Raw genomic sequence first — 17,692 nt, 5'->3', positions numbered from 1 at the left:
CAATAGCGGGGATGGATGTCATCGGACGGTACCGGCTGCGGGCCAAGATCGGCGCGGGCGCCTTCGCGACCGTGTGGCGTGGGTACGACGACGACCTCGATGTCGACGTCGCCGTCAAGGTGCTCGCGGACAACTGGGCGTCGCGGGCCGACGTCCGGGAACGCTTCCTGTCCGAGGCCCGGCTGATGCGCCGGATCGCCAGCGACCGTGTGGTCCGGGTCTTCGACCTCGGGAAGCTGCCCGACGGGCGCCCGTACTTCGTGATGGACTACGTCGGCGGCGGCACGCTCGGAGACGTCCTGCGGCACGGGCCGCTCGATCCCGCGGAAGCGTTGTGGTGGGGTGCGGACCTGGCCCGCGCGGTGGCCGCGTTGCACAACGAGGGCGTCGTTCATCGCGACGTGACTCCGGCCAACCTCCTGCTGCGGGAGAACCAGGGCAACGAGTCCGGCGGCGGTACGCACCGGATCGTGCTGGCCGACCTCGGGCTGGCCAAGCGGGCGGCAGAGGCGTCCGGGCTGACTCAGGCCGTCGGTACGCCCTCGTACATGGCACCCGAGCAGGGGCGTGGCGATGGCGGGTTCGACGAGCGGGCGGACATCTACGCGGTCGGTGCGGTGACATACGCACTGATCACCGGGCACCCGCCGTACAACGCGAGCTCGATCGGGGACGTGCTCAACCGCGATCCTGACCTGCTCCCGCCGAGCCTGCGGCCGGCGTTGCACGACTCGGTCGGCGCACTCGACGAGATCCTCGGCCGGGCCCTCGCCTATCGGGTCGTCGATCGGTGGGAGCGCGCGGACAGTCTGGCCGAGCGGCTCGAGGCCGAGGCATACCGGCTGGAGCAGGAGGCACCGCTGCGAGCCGAGGAGCGGACCAGCATCACCGACACCGAGCTGCCGACGACCGTCGCGACCGACCCGCCGGTACGACGACGTCGCCGTCGCGGGCGGGCGTGGTTCCTGGCGGCGCTGCCGGTCGCTTTCGTGCTGGCTGGCGTCGGCGGCTGGTTCCTGTTCGGCCAGTGAGACACGGGCTGATCCTGGCGAGCATGGCTGCTTAGAGTAGTCACATGGCTACTCACCGCAGTTTTGCCATCGTTGCCGTCATACCGCTCTTCATCGCAAGTACCGCTCAGGCGGCCTCGCCGAGCGCGAACTACTCCTGCCGCGCGGATACCAAGTTCGGCCGGCACACCGTGTCGTTGCGCCAGGGAGTCGACGCCCAAGCGCCGCCGACCGTGCGGCACAACACCCGCTTCACCATCGCGGTCGACCTCAAGCCCGGATCGCTCCCGAGCGAGGTGAAGGGCTTCAAGCTGCAGGAGGTCCGCGATCTGTCCCTCCGCATCCCGATCCCGGCCAACTCGTCGTACGTCAGCGCCCGTCTCATCGGCGGCTCCGGCCTCAACTCGACCCCCACGGTCTCCCTCGACGGCGCGGTCGCGGTGATCAAGGTCCCCGGTCCGATCCCCGGCGGCGCGAACTACGAACTCCCCACCCTCAGCGTCCGCCTCAAATCCGGCCGCCGCGGCACCACCATCGAAACCAAACTCAAAGGCACCAGCTACAACGACCCCGGCCTCACCCTCCAAGCCAAAATCAAATGGAAGTTCGTCACCATCACCGCCCCGGTCGCCTGCTACCCCGACCCCAACCCACCCCTTACCAAGACCACCGTCCGCTAAGCCGCACTGCGGGTTCGCCCACAATCGGACACCGCTTCGCGGCGGCTGACTCGTTGCCGCGTCCGGCGGGGCGCAGATGGTGGATCCGCGGCTCGTGGGGTTTGCGCGGGCGGAGTGTGGTTTGGTCGCGCCTGCGGAGGACCGTGGTTCGCGGGCTCCGCTGCGTGATGGTGCTGGTCGGGGCGGCGTGCGTCAAGGGCGCCTTCGGCGTCGCTGCGCGATCTTCGACCCTTGACCCACACCGCCCCGACCAGGGAAAGACGCAGCTATGCGGATCCCGCGGGGAGCTGTGAGCCGGGTCGAGGTGATTCCGGTTGGTCGGTGTGGTGCCGGGCTGGTCTGGTTCGGTGTGGTTGGCGTGCTGAAGCCCGTGCGCTGGGTGATTCGGGTCCGCTGACGGGTAGCCCGTCGGTCGCTCAGACACCTTCCGGGACCAGGGGGACAAGACGTCGCCTGTCCGCACTGCCGGGAAGTGTCCGCGTCACCCGTGAAGTTCCTGTTCCAGCCGCGCAATCCCGCCATCCGGACAGGTGCATCCACCTGCTGGTCTACCGGCCGCGCGAGCCGGGGTCGGGAGGATCTCTTCCCGTCCCGGGTAGAGGATCCTCCCCAGCCCCTTCCCCACAAGGTGAATCCCGCCTGCCTGGTCACGCTCACGAACCTGGCCCGGGTGGGGCCGGGTTCGTGGTTGGTGAGTGGCTGGGGTCCGCCTCGCGGTGCTCCAGGCCATCACGATCGTCGCGGTGCCCGGCCGTCGCGCTTGCGGCCCGGGTTGGTCGGGCGATTGTGATGGCCTGGAGCACCGGCCACACCTGGGCCGGCCCGTCAGCCTGACCACAGTCGACCACCGTGATCACGTCCTGCGTGTGACCACTCGGGTGAGCGGCTCCGGGATAGCTGCGGTCTTTCCTGGTCGGGGTGGTGTGGGTCAAGGGTCGTAGATCGCGCAGCGACGCCGAAGGCGCCCTTGACGCACGCCGCGCCGACTAGCACGATCACGCAGCCCGGAGACCGCGCCACCACATCCCCTCCGCGCAAACCAGCCGAGCGGCGTATCAGCACATCGCGCCCCGCCGGAGGCGCCAGAAGGCAGTCGCCGCGGAGCGGTGTCCGATCGGCTCGGTCGCACCAGAGTCGTTCTGCGCGCACCAGTTTGAGCGGCGGATCAGGCATCTGCGCCTCCGCCCGAGGCGGCTACAGGTCGGCCGCCGCGTAGGGGTGTCCGATGCACCGCGCACTATAGGTGGGTCCGGGCGGCGTGCGGCCCGAGAGTTGCGACACCGCAGTTCCTCCGCAAGGTTGGCGGCGCCACAGTCACTTTGCGCAGATCAGTTGAGCGGCGGATCCCACTATCCGAGCCGCCCCGCCGGAGGTGGCGACAGACAGTCGCCGCGGAGCGGTGTGCGGTTGAGTCGCCACCCATGCTGGCTGTTAATAGGTGACGGTGATTTGTTTGGTGGTTGGGGTGATGCGGACCTGGCCGCCGTACGGGAGGACGAGTTGTGGGTCTGTGTGGCCGATGTCTAGGCCCTTCACGACCACGGCGTTCGGGTTGTATTCGGCGAGGGCGCGGTCGACGGCGTTGTACTGGTCGTTGACGTAGGCAACGGACTGTTCCGGCGTCAGTTCCTGAAAGAGCGCCGACGACTTCGGGCGGCCCCAGAGGATGGCGTCGAAGCGTTCGAGTAGGCCGCGTTCGCCGAAGTTTCGAAGGATTCGGTAGACGGTCTCGGCCGACGGCATCTCCTCGCTGGTTTCGCCGAACAGGACGCCGCTGTACGACGAGGTCGGTAGCATCCAGCGGTTCGTGGAGAGTTGCCAGTCGAGGATCTCGATGCAGCCACCCCACAGCTTGCCGGTGACCTCGCGGGTGCCGCTCCACGTCCACCCCGTGCCGGGGAACAGCGGTGGCTCGGTCTCCAGATGGACCGGGTCCGCCCAGTCGCGGTCGTGGTCGGTCCAGCCGGCGGCGGGCGTCAGGTCGAAGTCGCCTGGCGTGAAGAGTGCGGCCCGGAGCGAATGCTCGGAGTCCGGGTGCATCGCGCCGCCGCGGCCGAACTGGACCATCACGCTGCCGCCGTGGAAGGCCGGCAAACCCAGCGCGTACAGGAAGTTGAGCAGGTTCGTGTTGTCGCTGTAGCCGAAGAACGGCTTGGGATCCGCACGGAAGACGACCGGGTCGAGATGCTTCAGCACCGTCAGCTGATCACTGCCGCCGATACTCGCGATCACCGCCCGGACGGTCGGATCCGACCAGGCCGCGTGCAGGTCGGCGGCCCGCTCCTGTGGCGTCGTCCCGAGCTTGCGAGTGGTCGGATACTCGACCGGCTCCAGTCCGAACGATCGCAACCGCTCGAGCCCCAGCTCGTACGGCGCGGGAAAGAGCTCGGGCAATCCACCGGACGGCGAAACAATCGCAACCCGGTCTCCGGGCTGAACCATTCAGACCCCGATCGGATGCCAGACGGTCTTGAGTTCGAGGTACTGGGTCATCCGGGACAGGCCTGGCGACTCGGTCCAGTCTTCGTCGGCGGGGCGGCGGACGCGCTTGAGGTTCTCGGCGGCGGCGGCCTCCAGCTCGCGGGCCTCGTCGGGGTCCTCGATGCCGCAGAGGTCGATTGCGTTGACGTCCATGTGCGACGCCAGCCACGGACCGATCTCGGTGGCGGATCCGGTCAGGATGTTGACGACACCACCTGGTACGTCGGAGGTCGCCATCACCTCGCCCAGGGTCACAGCCGGCAACGGCCGCTCGTACGACGAGACCGCGACGACTGTGTTGCCGGAGACGATTGCGGGCGCGATCACGCTGGTCAGGCCGAGCAGGCTCGACTCCTGCGGCGCGAGCACCGCGACCACGCCGGTTGCCTCAGGCAACGAGAAGTCGAAGTACGGGCCGGCGACGGGGTTGCTGGAGCCGACGACCTGGGCGAGCTTGTCGGCCCAGCCCGCATACCAGACCCAGCGGTCGATGGCCGCGTCGACCACTACGCGGGCCTTGCTGATCGACAGACCCTCGGAGAGCGCGACCTCGGAACTGAACTGCTCGTGCCGCCCCTCCATCACCTCGGCGATCCGGTACAGGACCTGGCCGCGGTTGTACGCCGTCCGCGCGTGCCAGCCGGCGAACGCCTTGCGGGCCGCGACCACCGCGTCCCGGGCGTCCTTGCGGGAGGCCTGTGATGCGTTCGCCAGAAACTTGCCCTTGGCATTGGTCACGACGTACGACCGGCCGGATTCGCTGCGGGGGAAGGCGCCGCCGATGTACAGCTTGTAGGTCTTGCGCACTTCCAGCCGCTGCCCGTTGGACACCTTTTCAGTGGGCAAGGTAGGCCTCCAAGCCGTGGCGGCCGCCCTCGCGGCCGTATCCCGATTCCTTGTAGCCGCCGAACGGCGAGGTCGGGTCGAAGCGGTTGAACGTGTTGGCCCAGACCACGCCGGCGCGCAGCTGGTTCGCCATCCAGAGGATCCGGGAACCCTTGTCGGTCCAGATCCCGGCGGACAGTCCGAACGGCGTGTTGTTCGCCTTCTCCACCGCCTCGGCCGGGGTGCGGAAGGTCAGCACGGACAGGACCGGCCCGAAGATCTCCTCACGGGCGATCCGGTGCGCCTGGGACACCCCGGTGAAGACGGTCGGCGGGAACCAGTATCCCTGCGGCGGCAGCTCGCACTCCGGCGACCAGCGCTCGGCGCCCTCGTCCTCGCCGACCTGCGACAGCTCCCGAATCTTGGCCAGCTGGGCCGCGGAGTTGATCGCCCCGATGTCGGTGTTCTTGTCGAGCGGGTCGCCGACGCGCAGCGTGCCCATCCGGCGCTTCAGTCGCGCCAGGACCTCGTCGTACACGCTCTCCTGGACCAGGAGCCGCGAACCGGCGCAGCAGACGTGGCCCTGGTTGAAGAAGATGCCGTTGACGATGCCCTCGATGGTCTGGTCGATCGGCGCATCCTCGAAGACGATGTTCGCCGCCTTGCCGCCGAGCTCGAGCGTGACCGCCTTGTCCGAGCCGGCGACCGACTTCGCGATCGCGCGACCGACGGCGGTCGAGCCGGTGAAGGCGACCTTGTTCACGTCCGGGTGCTCGACCAGCGCCTGACCGGTCGCGCCGGCGCCGGTGACGATGTTGACCACCCCGGGCGGCAGGTCCGCCTGCTGGCAGATCTCCGCGAACGCGAGCGCGGTCAACGGCGTCGTCTCGGCCGGCTTCAGCACGACGGTGTTCCCGGCGGCCAGGGCCGGGGCGATCTTCCACGCCAGCATCAGCATCGGGAAGTTCCACGGGATCACCTGACCCGCGACTCCCCACGGCTTTGGGTCGTCCCCGGCGCCGGCGTACTCGAGCTTGTCGGCCCAGCCCGCGTAGTAGAAGAAGTGCGCGGCCACCAGCGGGATGTCGACGTCGCGGGACTCGCGGATCGGCTTGCCGTTGTCCAGCGACTCCAGCACCGCGAGCTCACGCGCCCGCTCCTGGATCAGCCGCGCGATCCGGAACAGGTACTTCGCCCGGTCGCGACCGGCCATCGGGCCCCAGACCTTCTCGAAGGCCTTGCGGGCGGCGCGGACGGCCTTGTCGACGTCCGCGGGACCGGCCTCGCTCACCTCGGCGAGCACTTCCTCCGATGCAGGCGAGATTGTTTTGAACGGTTTTCCGTCCGTGGCGTCGGTGAACTGGCCGTTGATGAACAGCCCGTACGACGACTTGATGTCGACGATGGCCCGCGATTCGGGGGCCGGTGCGTACTCGAATCTGCTCATGCCTGTCAGTCCAAGGTGAAGTAGTCGGGGCCCGGGTAGTGCCCGGTGGCCAGCTTGGTGCGTTGCATCAGCAGGTCGTTCAGCAGGCTGGACGCCCCGAACCGGAACAGCTCCGGGTCCAGCCAGTCCGGTCCGGCCGTCTCGTTGACCGTGACCAGGTACTTGATCGCGTCCTTCGCGGTCCGGATCCCGCCGGCCGGCTTGACGCCGATGTGCAGGCCGGTGGCCTCCTGGTAGTCGCGGACCGCCTCCAGCATCACCAGCGTGACCGGCAGCGTGGCGGCGGGCGAGACCTTGCCGGTGGAGGTCTTGATGAAGTCAGCGCCCGCCAGCATGGCCAGCCAGGACGCGCGCCGGACGTTGTCGTAGGTGACCAGCTCACCGGTCTCCAGGATCACCTTCAGGTGCGCGTCGCCGGCCGCCTCGCGGATCGCGGCGATCTCGTCGAAGACCAGGCCGTACCGCCCGGACAGGAAAGCGCCGCGATCGATCACCATGTCGACTTCGTCGGCACCGGCCGCGACCGCGTCCTTGGTGTCCTGGATCTTGATCGGGAGACTGGAACGCCCGCTGGGGAAGGCGGTTGCGACACTCGCCACGTTGATCCCCGAGCCGCGCAGCTCGTGCTTGGCCGTCGCCACCAGGTCCGGGTAGACACAGACCGCGGCCACCTGCGGCGCAGTCGGATCGGCCGGGTCGGGCCGCTTCGCCTTCGCACACAGGGCCCGCACCTTGCCCGGGGTGTCCTGGCCCTCCAGCGTGGTCAGGTCGATCATGCTGATCGCCAGATCCAGCGCGTAGGCCTTGGCGGTGGTCTTGATCGAACGCGTGCTCAGCGTGGCGGCTCTGGCCTCGGCGCCGACCTGGTCGACACCCGGCAGGCCGAGCAGGAACCGGCGCAGCCGGTCCTCGGACGAGGTCACGTCGGCCAACGAGTCGACGCCGCTGTCGAGAGTGGTCACCTCAGGCAGTCTAGTGCCGTTCCAGCCTGCCGGTTACTTTGTGCTGGTGAAGTCGAAACCGTCGGACTCCGAGCAGTACCTGTCGACCTCGAACCGGATCACCGGAGGGCTGGTGGTCGCGGTCGGTGTGCTCGCACTGCTCGACATCGTGCTGGAATGGCGGACCGGCAGTGGTCTGCTGGTCGCCTGCATCGTCGGCATCCTGATGGTGCTCGCGTGGGCCGGTCTGATGCGGCCGTCGGTCACGCTCAGCCCGCAACACCTCCTGCTGCGTAACCACTTCCGCGACCGCCTGATCCCCTGGAACCAGGTGAGCGGCGTCGATGTCACCGACATCCTCCGGGTTCATGTCGGGGACAACAAGCTGCGCGCTCCTGGCGTCGTACTGGTTATGCGTGACCTTCGGAAGCAACGAGTCGGCGGTGCCAAGCTCGGCAAGGACAGTTCGGTCTCCCGCGCCGACTTCGTGGTCGACCGGATCGAGGTGCACATGAACCAGTACGGCGACCAGCCCGGCGGTGAGCTGGTCACGACCTGGGCCAAGCCCGAGCTGATCGTCATCGGGGTGCTCGCGGTCGTCGGCGTCGTGGCAGCGCTCGTTCGCTGACCGCGCCGATGCCGCTGTCTCGTCGTACCCTCCTGCGGACCGGTGCCGCGGCCGGCGTCACTGGTGTCGCGGCCATCGCCGCTCTCGAAACCGGAGTGATCCCCGGTCGCGGTCAGGTGCACGACGTGCTCGGGCTCACCGGCCCGGATGGCGTCGTACCGGACGTACCCGCCGGACCGGTGGTGTCCGGCAGCTTCGAATCTCTGGCCCGCCGTACGACGGTCGGGTACAGCGTCATCTACCCGGACGGATACGGCCCGTCGACGCCGTTGCCCGTCGTACTGGCTTTGCATGGACGGGGTGGCGACCACACGTCGGCCGTCAACGACCTCGGCATCGACCGCTACCTGACGTCTGCGGTTCGATCCGGTACGACGCCGTTCGCGGTGGCGACCGTGGACGGCGGGCAGGACAGCTACTGGCATCGGCGCGCCGACGGCAGCGATCCCGGGTACATGCTGAGTCAGGAATTCCTGCCGCTGTTGACGAATCGCGGTCTGCGTACCGATGGGTACGGCGTCTTCGGCTGGTCGATGGGCGGATACGGCGCCTTGCTCTGGGTCGCATTGCACTCGTTCGAACGACGGGTCCGGCCGGGGATGCGCGCGGTCGCGGTCGGGGCGCTCAGCCCGGCGCTGTGGCGAAAGTACGGCGAGGTCGCGGCCGGAGCCTTCGACAGCGTCGACGATTTCGAGGAAAACCAGGCGTTCGGGCGCCCCAACGGCTTCCGGGATGTTGCCGTGCGCATCGATTGTGGCCGGGACGACCCGTTCGCCAAGGCCGCGCGGGAGCTGCGGACCGAGCTGGGTGCGGCCGGCGGGCAGCAGGCGGGCGCACACACGCCGGGGTACTGGCGGCGGATGCTGCCGGATCAGCTGCGTTTTCTGGGGTCGAAACTCGCGCGCTGACGGAACTGTGGTCAAGTTGTCCGCGTCACAACCCGTGCCCAGCCCGGGGATGAACCCCTGTTCACAGCAGGATGGGCACGACAGGTCCCCCTTCATCATCGAGAGTGGAGCTCATGGTCAACCTCTCCCGTACTGCCCTGCGCGGCCTCGCCGGCGTCGCTGCCCTGGCCAGCCTCACGGTCGCGGCGCTGCCGAGTGCGCAAGCCAACCAGGCCTCGGGTGCGAACACCCCGACGGCACCTTCGGCCGACGTTCCGGCGCAGGTCGTCGGTACGCCGCCGCCTGGTGACGGCGTAACCGCCAAGTCGGTGACGTCGGACGTCCGGCGCTACAGCAAGATCTACTCGGCGGGCATCGTCACGCCGTCGAAGTGCAAGGAGGTCAACGTCTCCCTGCGCACGCTGGCGGGCGTCAAGTCCTACGCAACGCAGCTGTGGAACTGCAACTACTGGGGCTGGGCGGCTCCGCTGCGGGCAGCCGGCGCGGCCTACAAGGTCAAGCCGCAGCTGATCGTGCACACCGGCTCGAGGATCGTCACCGACTGCGGCACCCTGTCGAACCCGACCGGGTACTACTGCAGCGGCCACAACGGCGCGATCTACATCCCGGCCCAGCAGATCATCAACCAGTGGGCCAGCAACCCGACGATGGCCCGCGCCTGGCTGTCCCAGATGCTGTCGCACGAGTACGGTCACCACGTCCAGTACCTGACCGGCATCCTGAACGCGTCCTGGAACAAGCAGTACGCGCTCACCACGCAGGCCGCGAAGCTCGAGGAGAGCCGTCGCCGCGAGCTGCAGGCGTCCTGCTTCGGCGCCGCCTACCTCGGCGCGGACAAGCGGTACTACCCGATGAGCGGTGGCCTGATGGTGGCCTTCAACCAGCTGGTCAGCGGCATGGGCGACCAGCCCGGTGGCGTGCGTGACCACGGTGCGCCGAAGAACCACGCGTACTGGTCGACGCTGGGCTTCAACGCGAAGCACACCTACACCACGCCGGCCAACTGCAACACCTTCAACGCGAACTCGAAGTACGTCTCCTGATTGTCGTCTCGTAGTTCGTAACTCAGCCGCCCGGTACGCGTTGGCGTACCGGGCGGCTGTTGCGTTTTGGAGACACCTGCACGATCTGCGATCGTGTGGTTACTTGTTTCGGGGCCGCACGCCTTAGAGTTCTGAGTCGAGCGTCGAACGGCAGGAGTCAAGGACTGTGAACTACGACGAGTTCAACACCGAGTACGCCAAGGTGCTGGACAAGATCAAGAGCGGCCGGTGCAGCTGGTCCGAGCTGTCCGGCCACGTCACCCGGCTGCGCCAGGCGACCGCGGGCATCACGATGCCGGTGGAGCGGACCCAGATCGACCACGACCTGGCCGCGTTGAGCCAGATGGTCGAGATGTCCCGGCGCACCAACGACAAGGAAGACGTCTGGACGGTCACGTCCGACGCGATCCGCCGGGCCAGCAGCCAGGAGGGCTCGGTCGCGGACCGGATCGCGCGGATCGAGGCGGCGATCAACGACATCGCGAGCCTCGCCAACCGCAACCCGGACGAGCGGGACGCGCTGATGCAGTCGACCAGCACGCTCCGCATCCTGCACTCGTCGCTGCAGAGCTCGCTCCGCACCGAACAGGCCGAAGCAGCCGCAGCGGCTCGCTGATCTGGTATCGCAGCGACTCGCTGGCACTCCCGGGGAGCTACCCGCCAGCTGCTCCCCGGGCCCTGTCGACGAGCCCTGTTCGACGGCTATTCGGGCCTAGAGGCCGAGTGCCGTGGAGAGTGCCTGCTTGATCCCGGTCAGGTCCTCGCCTGCCCGCGCGCGGGCACTCGCTACATCGTCACCGGTCACCGGCACGACGACCTCGAGGTAGCACTTCAGCTTCGGCTCGGTGCCCGAGGGACGTACGACGACCCGTGCGCCGTCGGACAGCGTGTACCGCAGCCCGTCCGTGGGCGGCAGTGTCTCCGTCCCCTCGCTCAGATCGTCCACCCGCTCGACCGCGTGGCTCCCCAACTCGGTCGGGGGAGTGGCACGCAGCTGGTTCATCGCGGTCTGGATGAGCGAGAGGTCATCGACCCGGACCGCCAGCTGATCGGTGGCGTGGAGGCCGTACTTGATCGCCAGGTCGTCCAGCAGATCTTGCAGCGTGCGCCCCTCGGCCTTCGCGCCCGCGGCCAGCTGCAGCACGCGGACCAGCGTGGAGATCCCGTCCTTGTCCTTCACCGCGTCCGGGTCGACGCAGTACCCCAGCGCCTCCTCGTACCCGAAGACGAGCTCCGGCACCCGCCCGATCCACTTGAATCCGGTCAGCGTCTCGACGTACCGGACGCCGTACGACGCCGCGATCTTGCCGAGCAGAGATGACGAGACGATCGAGCAGGCGGCGACCCCATCCGGTCGGGATGACAGCAGGAACTCACCGAGCAGCCCGCCCAGCTCGTCCCCGCGCAGCATCCGCCAGCCACCATCCGCCTCCGGGGCCGGGATCGCGACCGCACACCGGTCCGCGTCCGGGTCGTTGGCGACCGCGATGTCCGCGCCGACCTCGCGGGCCAGAGCGAGCGCGGCGTCGATCGCGCCCGGCTCCTCCGGGTTCGGGAACGAGACGGTCGGGAAATCCGGGTCCGGGTCAGCCTGGGACGGGACCACCGCCGGTACGGCGAAACCGGTCCGCGCGACCGCGCCCTCGACCAGGAGGCGGCCGACCCCGTGGAGAGGGGTGTAGGCGACGTTCAGATCCCGGGGTGCGTCCGCCGGGACGAGCTCGGCGATGCGGTCCAGGTAGGCGGTGAGCAGGTCGTCGCCGGCTGTCTGCCAGTCGTCGCCGCGGGGGACCTCGGCGAGTGGGCCGACGGCCGCGATGGCGGCGGCGATCTCAGCGTCGGAGGGCGGCACGATCTGGGAGCCGTCGCCCAGGTAGACCTTGTACCCGTTGTCCTGCGGCGGGTTGTGCGACGCGGTCACGACCACACCGGCCACGGCCTTCAGATGCCTGATCCCGAAGGCGACCACCGGGGTCGGGGTCGGCCTGTCCAGGAGCACGGCGTCCAAACCCGCTCCGCGCACCACGGCGGCCGTGTCCTGCGCGAACACGTCCGACTTGTGGCGGGCGTCGTACCCGATCAGGACGGGTCCGTTGGTGAGCCCCTTCGCCTTCAGGTACGCCGCCAGCCCGGCGGCGGCTCGGATCACGACGACGCGGTTCATCCGGTTCGGTCCGGCGCCGACGGCTCCGCGGAGGCCCGCCGTACCGAACTCGAGCGTGCCGGCGAAGCGGTCGGCCAGCTCGGCTGTGTCCCCGGCGTCCAGGAGCTTCTGCAACTCGGCGCGGGTGTCAAGATCAGGATCTTCGCTCAGCCAGGCTTCGGCCGTCGTACGGAGGTCATCGGTCACCTCCGCACGATAACTAATGTCCGGCCGGTCTAGTGTCCTGACGACTGGCAGGGCCGCGCGCGGATATCGGCGACGTAGTCGTCGGGTGCGCCGGCGGCTTCGGCGGCCTCGGCGAGGATGCCGAGGTAGCGGGCCGAGGGGAGGCCGCCCTCGTAGGCGTTGAGCACGTACATCCAGGCCAGCTGCTCACCGTCCAGGGTCTGCACCCGGACCTGGATCTTGCGGTAGACGTTCTGGTCGATCCACTCCCACTCGTCCAGCCGCTCGACGTCCTTGGGATGGACGTCGTACAGCGCGACGAAGACCTGGTTGGTCGGGTCCGACGGGTCCTCGACCACGGTGGCCATCGAGCCCTCCCAGCCGAGCTCCTCGCCGCCGAAGGTGAGGCGCCAGCCGGTGATCCAGCCGGTGCCGCGCAGGGGGGAGTACGGGCACCGCTCGGACATCAGGTTCGGGTCCAGATTCGACGCAAACGCGGCGTACAGGGTCACGGAAACACAGGATACGGAACAATGGCCTCTCGTGGCGCGAGTTGTGATCATCGGTGGCGGTCCAGGCGGGTACGAAGCGGCGAGTGCGGCCGCCCAATTAGGGGCGGAGGTGACGGTCGTCGATTCCGACGGGATCGGCGGTTCCTGCGTGCTCACGGACTGTGTTCCGAGCAAGACGCTGATCGCCACCGCCGAGGTGATGACCGAGGTGGAGGAGGCCGGCGAGCTCGGCGTCCGGCTGGATGACGGCGACGACGATCCGGCCAACTCGGTCCGGGTCGATCTCTCTGTCGTCAACAAGCGCGTGATGGCGCTGGCCACGGCGCAGTCCGAGGGCATCGAACGGCGGCTGGAGTCGGACAAGGTCCGCATCCTCAAGGGCCGTGGGCGACTGGACGGGCCGGAGACCGTGGTGGTCGGGGACGAGCGGCTCGCCGCTGATGTGGTCCTGATCGCCACTGGCGCAAGGCCTCGCATCCTCAAGGGCTCTGAGCCCGATGGTGAGCGGATCCTGACCTGGGAGCAGGTCTACGCGCTCGAGGAGCTCCCCGAGCGGCTCATCGTGGTCGGATCCGGTGTCACGGGTGCGGAGTTCGCGAGTGCGTACGACGCGCTTGGGAGTGACGTCGTACTGGTGTCGTCTCGCGACCGGGTGCTGCCTGGTGAGGACGCGGACGCGGCGGCGGTGCTGGAGGACGTGTTCAAGCGGCGTGGTCTCACGGTGCTGGGGAAGTCGCGGGCCGAGTCGGTCAAGCGGCAGGGTGACGGTGTGGTGGTCACGCTGACCGACGGACGGACGGTCGAGGGCTCCCACGCGCTGCTCGCGGTGGGGTCGCTGCCGAACACCGATGACATGAATCTGGTCGAGTCGGGCGTGTCGCTGACCGATGGCGGGTTCGTCCAGGTCGACCGGGTCTCCCGGACGACGGCCCGTGGCGTGTACGCGGCCGGCGACTGCACCGGCGTACTCATGCTCGCCTCGGTCGCCGCCATGCAGGGCCGGATCGCGATGTCGCACGCCCTGGGCGATGCCGTCGCCCCGCTGGACCAGTCCACGGTCTCCTCGAACGTCTTCACCGCCCCCGAGATCGCGACCGTCGGCCTGACTCAGGCGGTCGTCGACGCCGGCGGGAGTACGGCGATGGTCGTGAAGGTCCCGCTCGCCGACAACGCCCGAGCCAAGATGCAAGGCGTCCGCGACGGCTTCGTCAAACTCTTCTGCCTGCCCAACACCGGCATCATCGTCGGCGGCGTCGTAGTAGCCCCCCGCGCCAGCGAACTCATCCATCCCATCTCGCTGGCAGTAGGCGCCCGCCTGACCGTCGACCAAATGGCCCAGTCCTTCACCGTCTACCCCTCGGTCTCCGGTTCCATCGCCGAAGCCGCCCGCCGCCTGCACCTGAGAAACTGACAAACCCAGAGACGAAGACACAAAGGAAAAGAAAAGAAACAACACGGAAAGAGAAGGTTATTCAAAGAGGGTTATTCATAAACCCAGAGAAGAAGAGCAGGAAAGAAAGAACAGGGGCAGAAAGATAGAGTGGCTGGGTGCCTGGCGGGCTTGGTGCGGGGGTGCGGCCAGTCGGTGGTCGGCGTGTGAAGAGTGCAACGACTCATCGCATGTGAGGGATCGGGGCTGACGAGTCACTGAGCGAGCGGGGCGCCAGGCCATCGCAATTCACGGCTCCGGTGGAGGGGAGCGGGAGTCTGCCGCTGGGCGACGAGTGTGATGGCGTGGCGGTCGGGGTAACAGACGCTGTGAATGCCCAGCTGACAAGCTCGGCTCGCCGGCCAGCTTGAACACGGTCTGGTCCGAGGATCGTGCCCACCATCCGACGCGGCAGCTCACACACGAACAGATACCCGGTGCTTGTGCCGTCTGCGCGGGTTCATCGCGTACGGCATCCGAACCGCCCGCACCAGGCAGGCGTTGCGACAATCCCCTGATAGCTGGTCCCGTATCCGGGTGCGGATCCTCCCCAACCGAGACGAATCCCGCCACTTTGCCAGATCCGGCCACACCTCGATATCTCACCGATCGGGCATCGAGTCGTGGATCGTGGTCAACGACACGCCCGACGTTCGCGACATAATCCACGACTCGAACATCCCGGCACGAACCAATCGCCACGACCCAACAACCCACCCCCACCAGCCCACCCCGCCCGCCCCGCCCACCCCACCCCGCCCACCCCACCCCGCCCGCCCCGCCCCGCCCGCCCCGCCCACCCCGCCCGCCCCGCCCGCCCCGCCCCGCACCGCCGGCCCGATTTCCTGGGTAGCCCACTCAAATTCGTGGGTCTGCCACTGATATCGGGGGTTCCACACCCGTATTCAGGGTCCGCATCCCCCGATTTCATGGGCCAACCCATGAAATCGCTCAGCTCACCCGCCGAAGGCGGCAACACAGCCGCCGAAGGGGGCAACACAGCCACCGCGCAGCGGTGACCGATCAGACCCACACCCGTCACAAGAGCCGGATATCCCTCGCCGTTGTGGGTTCTCCCCTGGTATTAGAGGAGATAACCCACAACCCACACGGATCACCGTTCGTGTTGGCCCTGGCTAAGCCGGGCGCTGGGCGCCGCCGGTACAGGCTCTCCCGATGGTGCTCTGGGTCGGTGCCGGGCGGCAGACGCATGGTGCACGCCGCGGCCGGCGCGAACGTACCCCAGCCACTCCTCAACCACGGACCGTGCGCTACCCCGACGGGCGCTCAAGCCTGGACACAAGCCCACACCGACCCGGTTGCTGAGTGTGCCTGGCTGGCGCCCCGGCTCACCCGGACCGCCGCCGTCCCCTGATGTTCAAGCTTCACAGGGCTTCTGAATGCCCCTCATTTATGTTGTTTCTCTGCTCTTCTTCTTTGAAGGTTCTGAGTAACCCTCAGACAGGAAAAGAAAGAAACAGAGAAAGAAAAGATAGAGTGGCGCGGTGCGTATGTGCGGCCAGTCGCGGCGTGAGCGGATCTCCGGGCCATCACAATCCACGGTCCCGGTGGAGGCCAGGCGTGAATCCCCTGCTGGACCACGATTGTGATGGCCTGGCGGTCGGGGTGCGGCTGCTTTGAATACTCTGTTGACGAGCGGTTCGTCGACTAGCCGGCTGAACATAGTCCGCTCCGCGACCCTCGACACGATCGTCCGTTCAACCACCACTGGCAGCCACCATGACACCGACTCCAGCCAGCACTCAGCTCCCTCTATCCTTTTCTTTCCTTGTCTTCTCTGTTCCCCTTTTGGGTCTTCTTGTTCTTCGAAAGGCTACGGTTGGGGTTATGAAGTTTCTGGTGTTGTGGCGGATGGAATTGAGTCTGTTGTCGCCGGAGATGGCTCGGGCGGTGGGGGCTATGCCGGAGTACGGGGAGCGGCTGGAGCGGGAGGGGAAGGTGCTGTCGCGGTATCACGTGGTGGGTTCGCATGGTGGGGCGTGGATCTATCAGGTGGATTCGCACGAGGAGTTCGAGCGGTTGCTCGGGCGGGCGCCGGTGTTCAACTTCGCTCGGTACGAGGTGCATGCACTGGCTGAGATGGAATCTCCACGGTCGGGCGATTGACGCCGTCGCGGCGTCGGTGGATCGTGACTGCAGGGGGTTGTCCATGTTCGAGGACCGCACCGACCTGGCCGTCGACCGTCATCTGGTCGTCAGCCACCGTCTGCGTGCCCGGAGACTGCAGCTCGGCCTGACCCAGAAGCAGCTCGTCAGCCGGCTGGCCCGCCGGGGGATCCGCACCACGAACAAGACGCTGTCCAGCTTCGAGCACGGTGCCGGTGTCGATGTGGTCCGGCTGCCTGAGCTGGCCGATGCCCTCGACTGCACCGTCACGTACTTGCTCGGCCTGACCGAGGACCCGGCCCGTTGGGAGCCCGACCGGTCGGGCAGCTCAGACCACCGACCGGCGATCCTGAACGCCCCGAAGACCGGCCAGCCCGACGCTCACTGGATCCTCGGCCCGGATATCCCGGCCCGCCCCCGCAGGCGCTGATTCACCAGCTCCAGGTGGTACGCCGAATAGTGGCGCAAGGCAACCAGTTGGGCCGGGGTCAATCGGTCGCACACCCAGCTCCAGTGCAGCGACACCCACTCACCCGGCGCCAATCGCCCGATCAGCTCGACCCCGTCGAGTCCACGGATCGCGGTCTCCTGCCGCTTCGGTCCGAGCGACAACCGTAGGCCGTCCCACACCAGCGGTCGCGACGCCACGACAACCTCCGAGCCGGTGTCCGCGACCACCTGCCCCCACCGAATCCGGCACTGGTCGAGCACCCGAAGGGCTTGCGCTGTACTGCGTTCCTGGTCGAGCAGATCGGCCCACGGATACAGGCAGAACACCGCGAAACTGTGATGCGGCAGCCCACCCTGTACGTCGCCGGCCTGGTCCAGCAAGCGGTTGCCGATCCAGTACGCCTCGACCACCTCGCGATCAAGGGGGTCCGCCGTACCCGAGGCTGCCGCGATCAGGCGGAGTTGGGGCCACGCGCCCTCGAACTGCTCGGCCAGCGCGCGGAATCCACGGTCCTCCCGCCCGAGAGCGCCGTACTCGAGCAGCGCGCCGGCGTCGGCGGGACCGCAGTACCCGAGCCGGTTGGGCGCGAACGCGTACCGCACGAACAGCGCCGGCCCACTCACAGCCGCGCCCGGTTCATAACTCGGCGCCGAAGAACGCGAGCGCATCGGCGGCCCGTTCCCGCGACATCCGCTCCAACGCGAACCCACTGTGGATCAGCACGTACTCACCGGGAACGAACGGCCCGTCGAGCAGGGACAGGTTGATCTCCCGGACGACCCCGGCCACCTCGACCCGGCCGAGGTCCGCGCCGTCCGGACAGTCGACCACCCGGCCCGGGATGCCGAGGCACATCGGACTACATGTCTCTCAGCCGGAGG

The 17,692-nt window shown here is 68.0% G+C and carries 17 protein-coding genes; 9 read left to right on the top strand and 8 right to left on the bottom strand.

Annotation, left to right across the window (positions count from 1 at the left end; genetic code table 11):
• The first annotated feature begins 11 nt into the window (after positions 1-11).
• Both ACWF4Z_RS33780 and ACWF4Z_RS33775 read left to right on the top strand, forming a co-directional pair.
• Positions 12-1,031 carry a serine/threonine-protein kinase gene (locus tag ACWF4Z_RS33780; RefSeq protein ID WP_452247262.1) on the top strand — a complete coding sequence of 340 codons (1,020 nt, stop codon included), beginning with the start codon at positions 12-14 and terminating at the stop codon, positions 1,029-1,031.
• Between the two features lie 44 nt (positions 1,032-1,075).
• On the top strand, positions 1,076-1,690 hold the full coding sequence (locus ACWF4Z_RS33775) for a hypothetical protein (protein ID WP_452247261.1): 615 nt from the start codon (positions 1,076-1,078) through the stop codon (positions 1,688-1,690).
• A gap of 1,431 nt (positions 1,691-3,121) precedes the next feature.
• On the opposite strand, the gene ACWF4Z_RS33770 is transcribed toward ACWF4Z_RS33775, so the two are convergent.
• Genes ACWF4Z_RS33770 through deoC form a run of 4 tightly spaced genes read right to left on the bottom strand, consistent with a single transcriptional unit; the run spans position 3,122 to position 7,405 of the window.
• Positions 3,122-4,132 carry a S66 family peptidase gene (locus ACWF4Z_RS33770; protein WP_452247260.1) on the bottom strand — a complete coding sequence of 337 codons (1,011 nt, stop codon included), beginning with the start codon at positions 4,130-4,132 and terminating at the stop codon, positions 3,122-3,124.
• Positions 4,133-5,017 (bottom strand): aldehyde dehydrogenase family protein, encoded by an 885-nt coding sequence (locus ACWF4Z_RS33765; protein ID WP_452247259.1) that lies wholly within the window; start codon positions 5,015-5,017, stop codon positions 4,133-4,135.
• Complete coding sequence (locus ACWF4Z_RS33760; RefSeq protein ID WP_452247258.1) at positions 5,007-6,443, bottom strand: aldehyde dehydrogenase family protein; 1,437 nt, start codon at positions 6,441-6,443, stop codon at positions 5,007-5,009. Before ACWF4Z_RS33760 ends, ACWF4Z_RS33765 begins: the two co-directional genes overlap by 11 nt.
• Before the next feature lie 5 nt (positions 6,444-6,448).
• Positions 6,449-7,405, bottom strand: coding sequence for a deoxyribose-phosphate aldolase (gene deoC, locus ACWF4Z_RS33755; protein ID WP_452247257.1), 957 nt, complete (start codon positions 7,403-7,405; stop codon positions 6,449-6,451).
• Positions 7,406-7,451: 46 nt separating this feature from the next.
• On the opposite strand from deoC, the gene ACWF4Z_RS33750 reads away from it, so the two are divergent.
• From ACWF4Z_RS33750 to ACWF4Z_RS33735, 4 genes are all read left to right on the top strand, one after another.
• Entirely contained in the window at positions 7,452-8,012 is a 561-nt protein-coding gene (locus ACWF4Z_RS33750; protein WP_452247256.1) for a PH domain-containing protein, read from the top strand.
• A gap of 8 nt (positions 8,013-8,020) precedes the next feature.
• On the top strand, positions 8,021-8,920 hold the full coding sequence (locus ACWF4Z_RS33745) for an alpha/beta hydrolase (RefSeq protein ID WP_452247255.1): 900 nt from the start codon (positions 8,021-8,023) through the stop codon (positions 8,918-8,920).
• A gap of 113 nt (positions 8,921-9,033) precedes the next feature.
• Positions 9,034-9,963, top strand: a complete 930-nt coding sequence (locus tag ACWF4Z_RS33740; RefSeq protein ID WP_452247254.1) for a neutral zinc metallopeptidase — start codon at positions 9,034-9,036, stop codon at positions 9,961-9,963.
• 166 nt (positions 9,964-10,129) lie between these two features.
• Complete coding sequence (locus ACWF4Z_RS33735) at positions 10,130-10,579, top strand: hypothetical protein (protein ID WP_452247253.1); 450 nt, start codon at positions 10,130-10,132, stop codon at positions 10,577-10,579.
• Positions 10,580-10,675: 96 nt separating this feature from the next.
• On the opposite strand, the gene ACWF4Z_RS33730 is transcribed toward ACWF4Z_RS33735, so the two are convergent.
• Both ACWF4Z_RS33730 and ACWF4Z_RS33725 read right to left on the bottom strand, forming a co-directional pair.
• Positions 10,676-12,313: a phospho-sugar mutase gene (locus tag ACWF4Z_RS33730; protein WP_452247252.1), complete on the bottom strand. Its 1,638-nt coding sequence runs from the start codon at positions 12,311-12,313 to the stop codon at positions 10,676-10,678.
• A gap of 29 nt (positions 12,314-12,342) precedes the next feature.
• Entirely contained in the window at positions 12,343-12,804 is a 462-nt protein-coding gene (locus tag ACWF4Z_RS33725; RefSeq protein ID WP_452247251.1) for a gamma-glutamylcyclotransferase, read from the bottom strand.
• Positions 12,805-12,835: 31 nt separating this feature from the next.
• On the opposite strand from ACWF4Z_RS33725, the gene ACWF4Z_RS33720 reads away from it, so the two are divergent.
• The 3 genes from ACWF4Z_RS33720 (at position 12,836) to ACWF4Z_RS33710 (ending at position 16,790) form a co-directional block, all read left to right on the top strand.
• Entirely contained in the window at positions 12,836-14,215 is a 1,380-nt protein-coding gene (locus ACWF4Z_RS33720; protein WP_452247250.1) for an NAD(P)H-quinone dehydrogenase, read from the top strand.
• Between the two features lie 1,866 nt (positions 14,216-16,081).
• Positions 16,082-16,360 carry a muconolactone Delta-isomerase family protein gene (locus ACWF4Z_RS33715; RefSeq protein ID WP_452247249.1) on the top strand — a complete coding sequence of 93 codons (279 nt, stop codon included), beginning with the start codon at positions 16,082-16,084 and terminating at the stop codon, positions 16,358-16,360.
• Between the two features lie 43 nt (positions 16,361-16,403).
• The gene (locus tag ACWF4Z_RS33710) at positions 16,404-16,790 is read left to right on the top strand and encodes a helix-turn-helix domain-containing protein (protein ID WP_452247248.1); all 387 of its coding nucleotides are present in this window, start codon (positions 16,404-16,406) and stop codon (positions 16,788-16,790) included.
• Here ACWF4Z_RS33710 and ACWF4Z_RS33705 read toward each other — a convergent pair.
• Both ACWF4Z_RS33705 and ACWF4Z_RS33700 read right to left on the bottom strand, forming a co-directional pair.
• Positions 16,742-17,434: a DUF6390 family protein gene (locus ACWF4Z_RS33705; protein ID WP_452247247.1), complete on the bottom strand. Its 693-nt coding sequence runs from the start codon at positions 17,432-17,434 to the stop codon at positions 16,742-16,744. The two genes, ACWF4Z_RS33710 and ACWF4Z_RS33705, sit on opposite strands and share 49 nt — an antisense overlap.
• Positions 17,435-17,447: 13 nt before the next feature.
• Entirely contained in the window at positions 17,448-17,666 is a 219-nt protein-coding gene (locus tag ACWF4Z_RS33700; RefSeq protein ID WP_452247246.1) for a HypC/HybG/HupF family hydrogenase formation chaperone, read from the bottom strand.
• Positions 17,667-17,692: the final 26 nt, after the last annotated feature.

Source organism: Kribbella sp. NPDC055071 (assembly GCF_053608045.1).
Note: the sequence above shows the minus strand (reverse complement) of the source record. Positions and strands in the feature narration are given on the sequence as shown.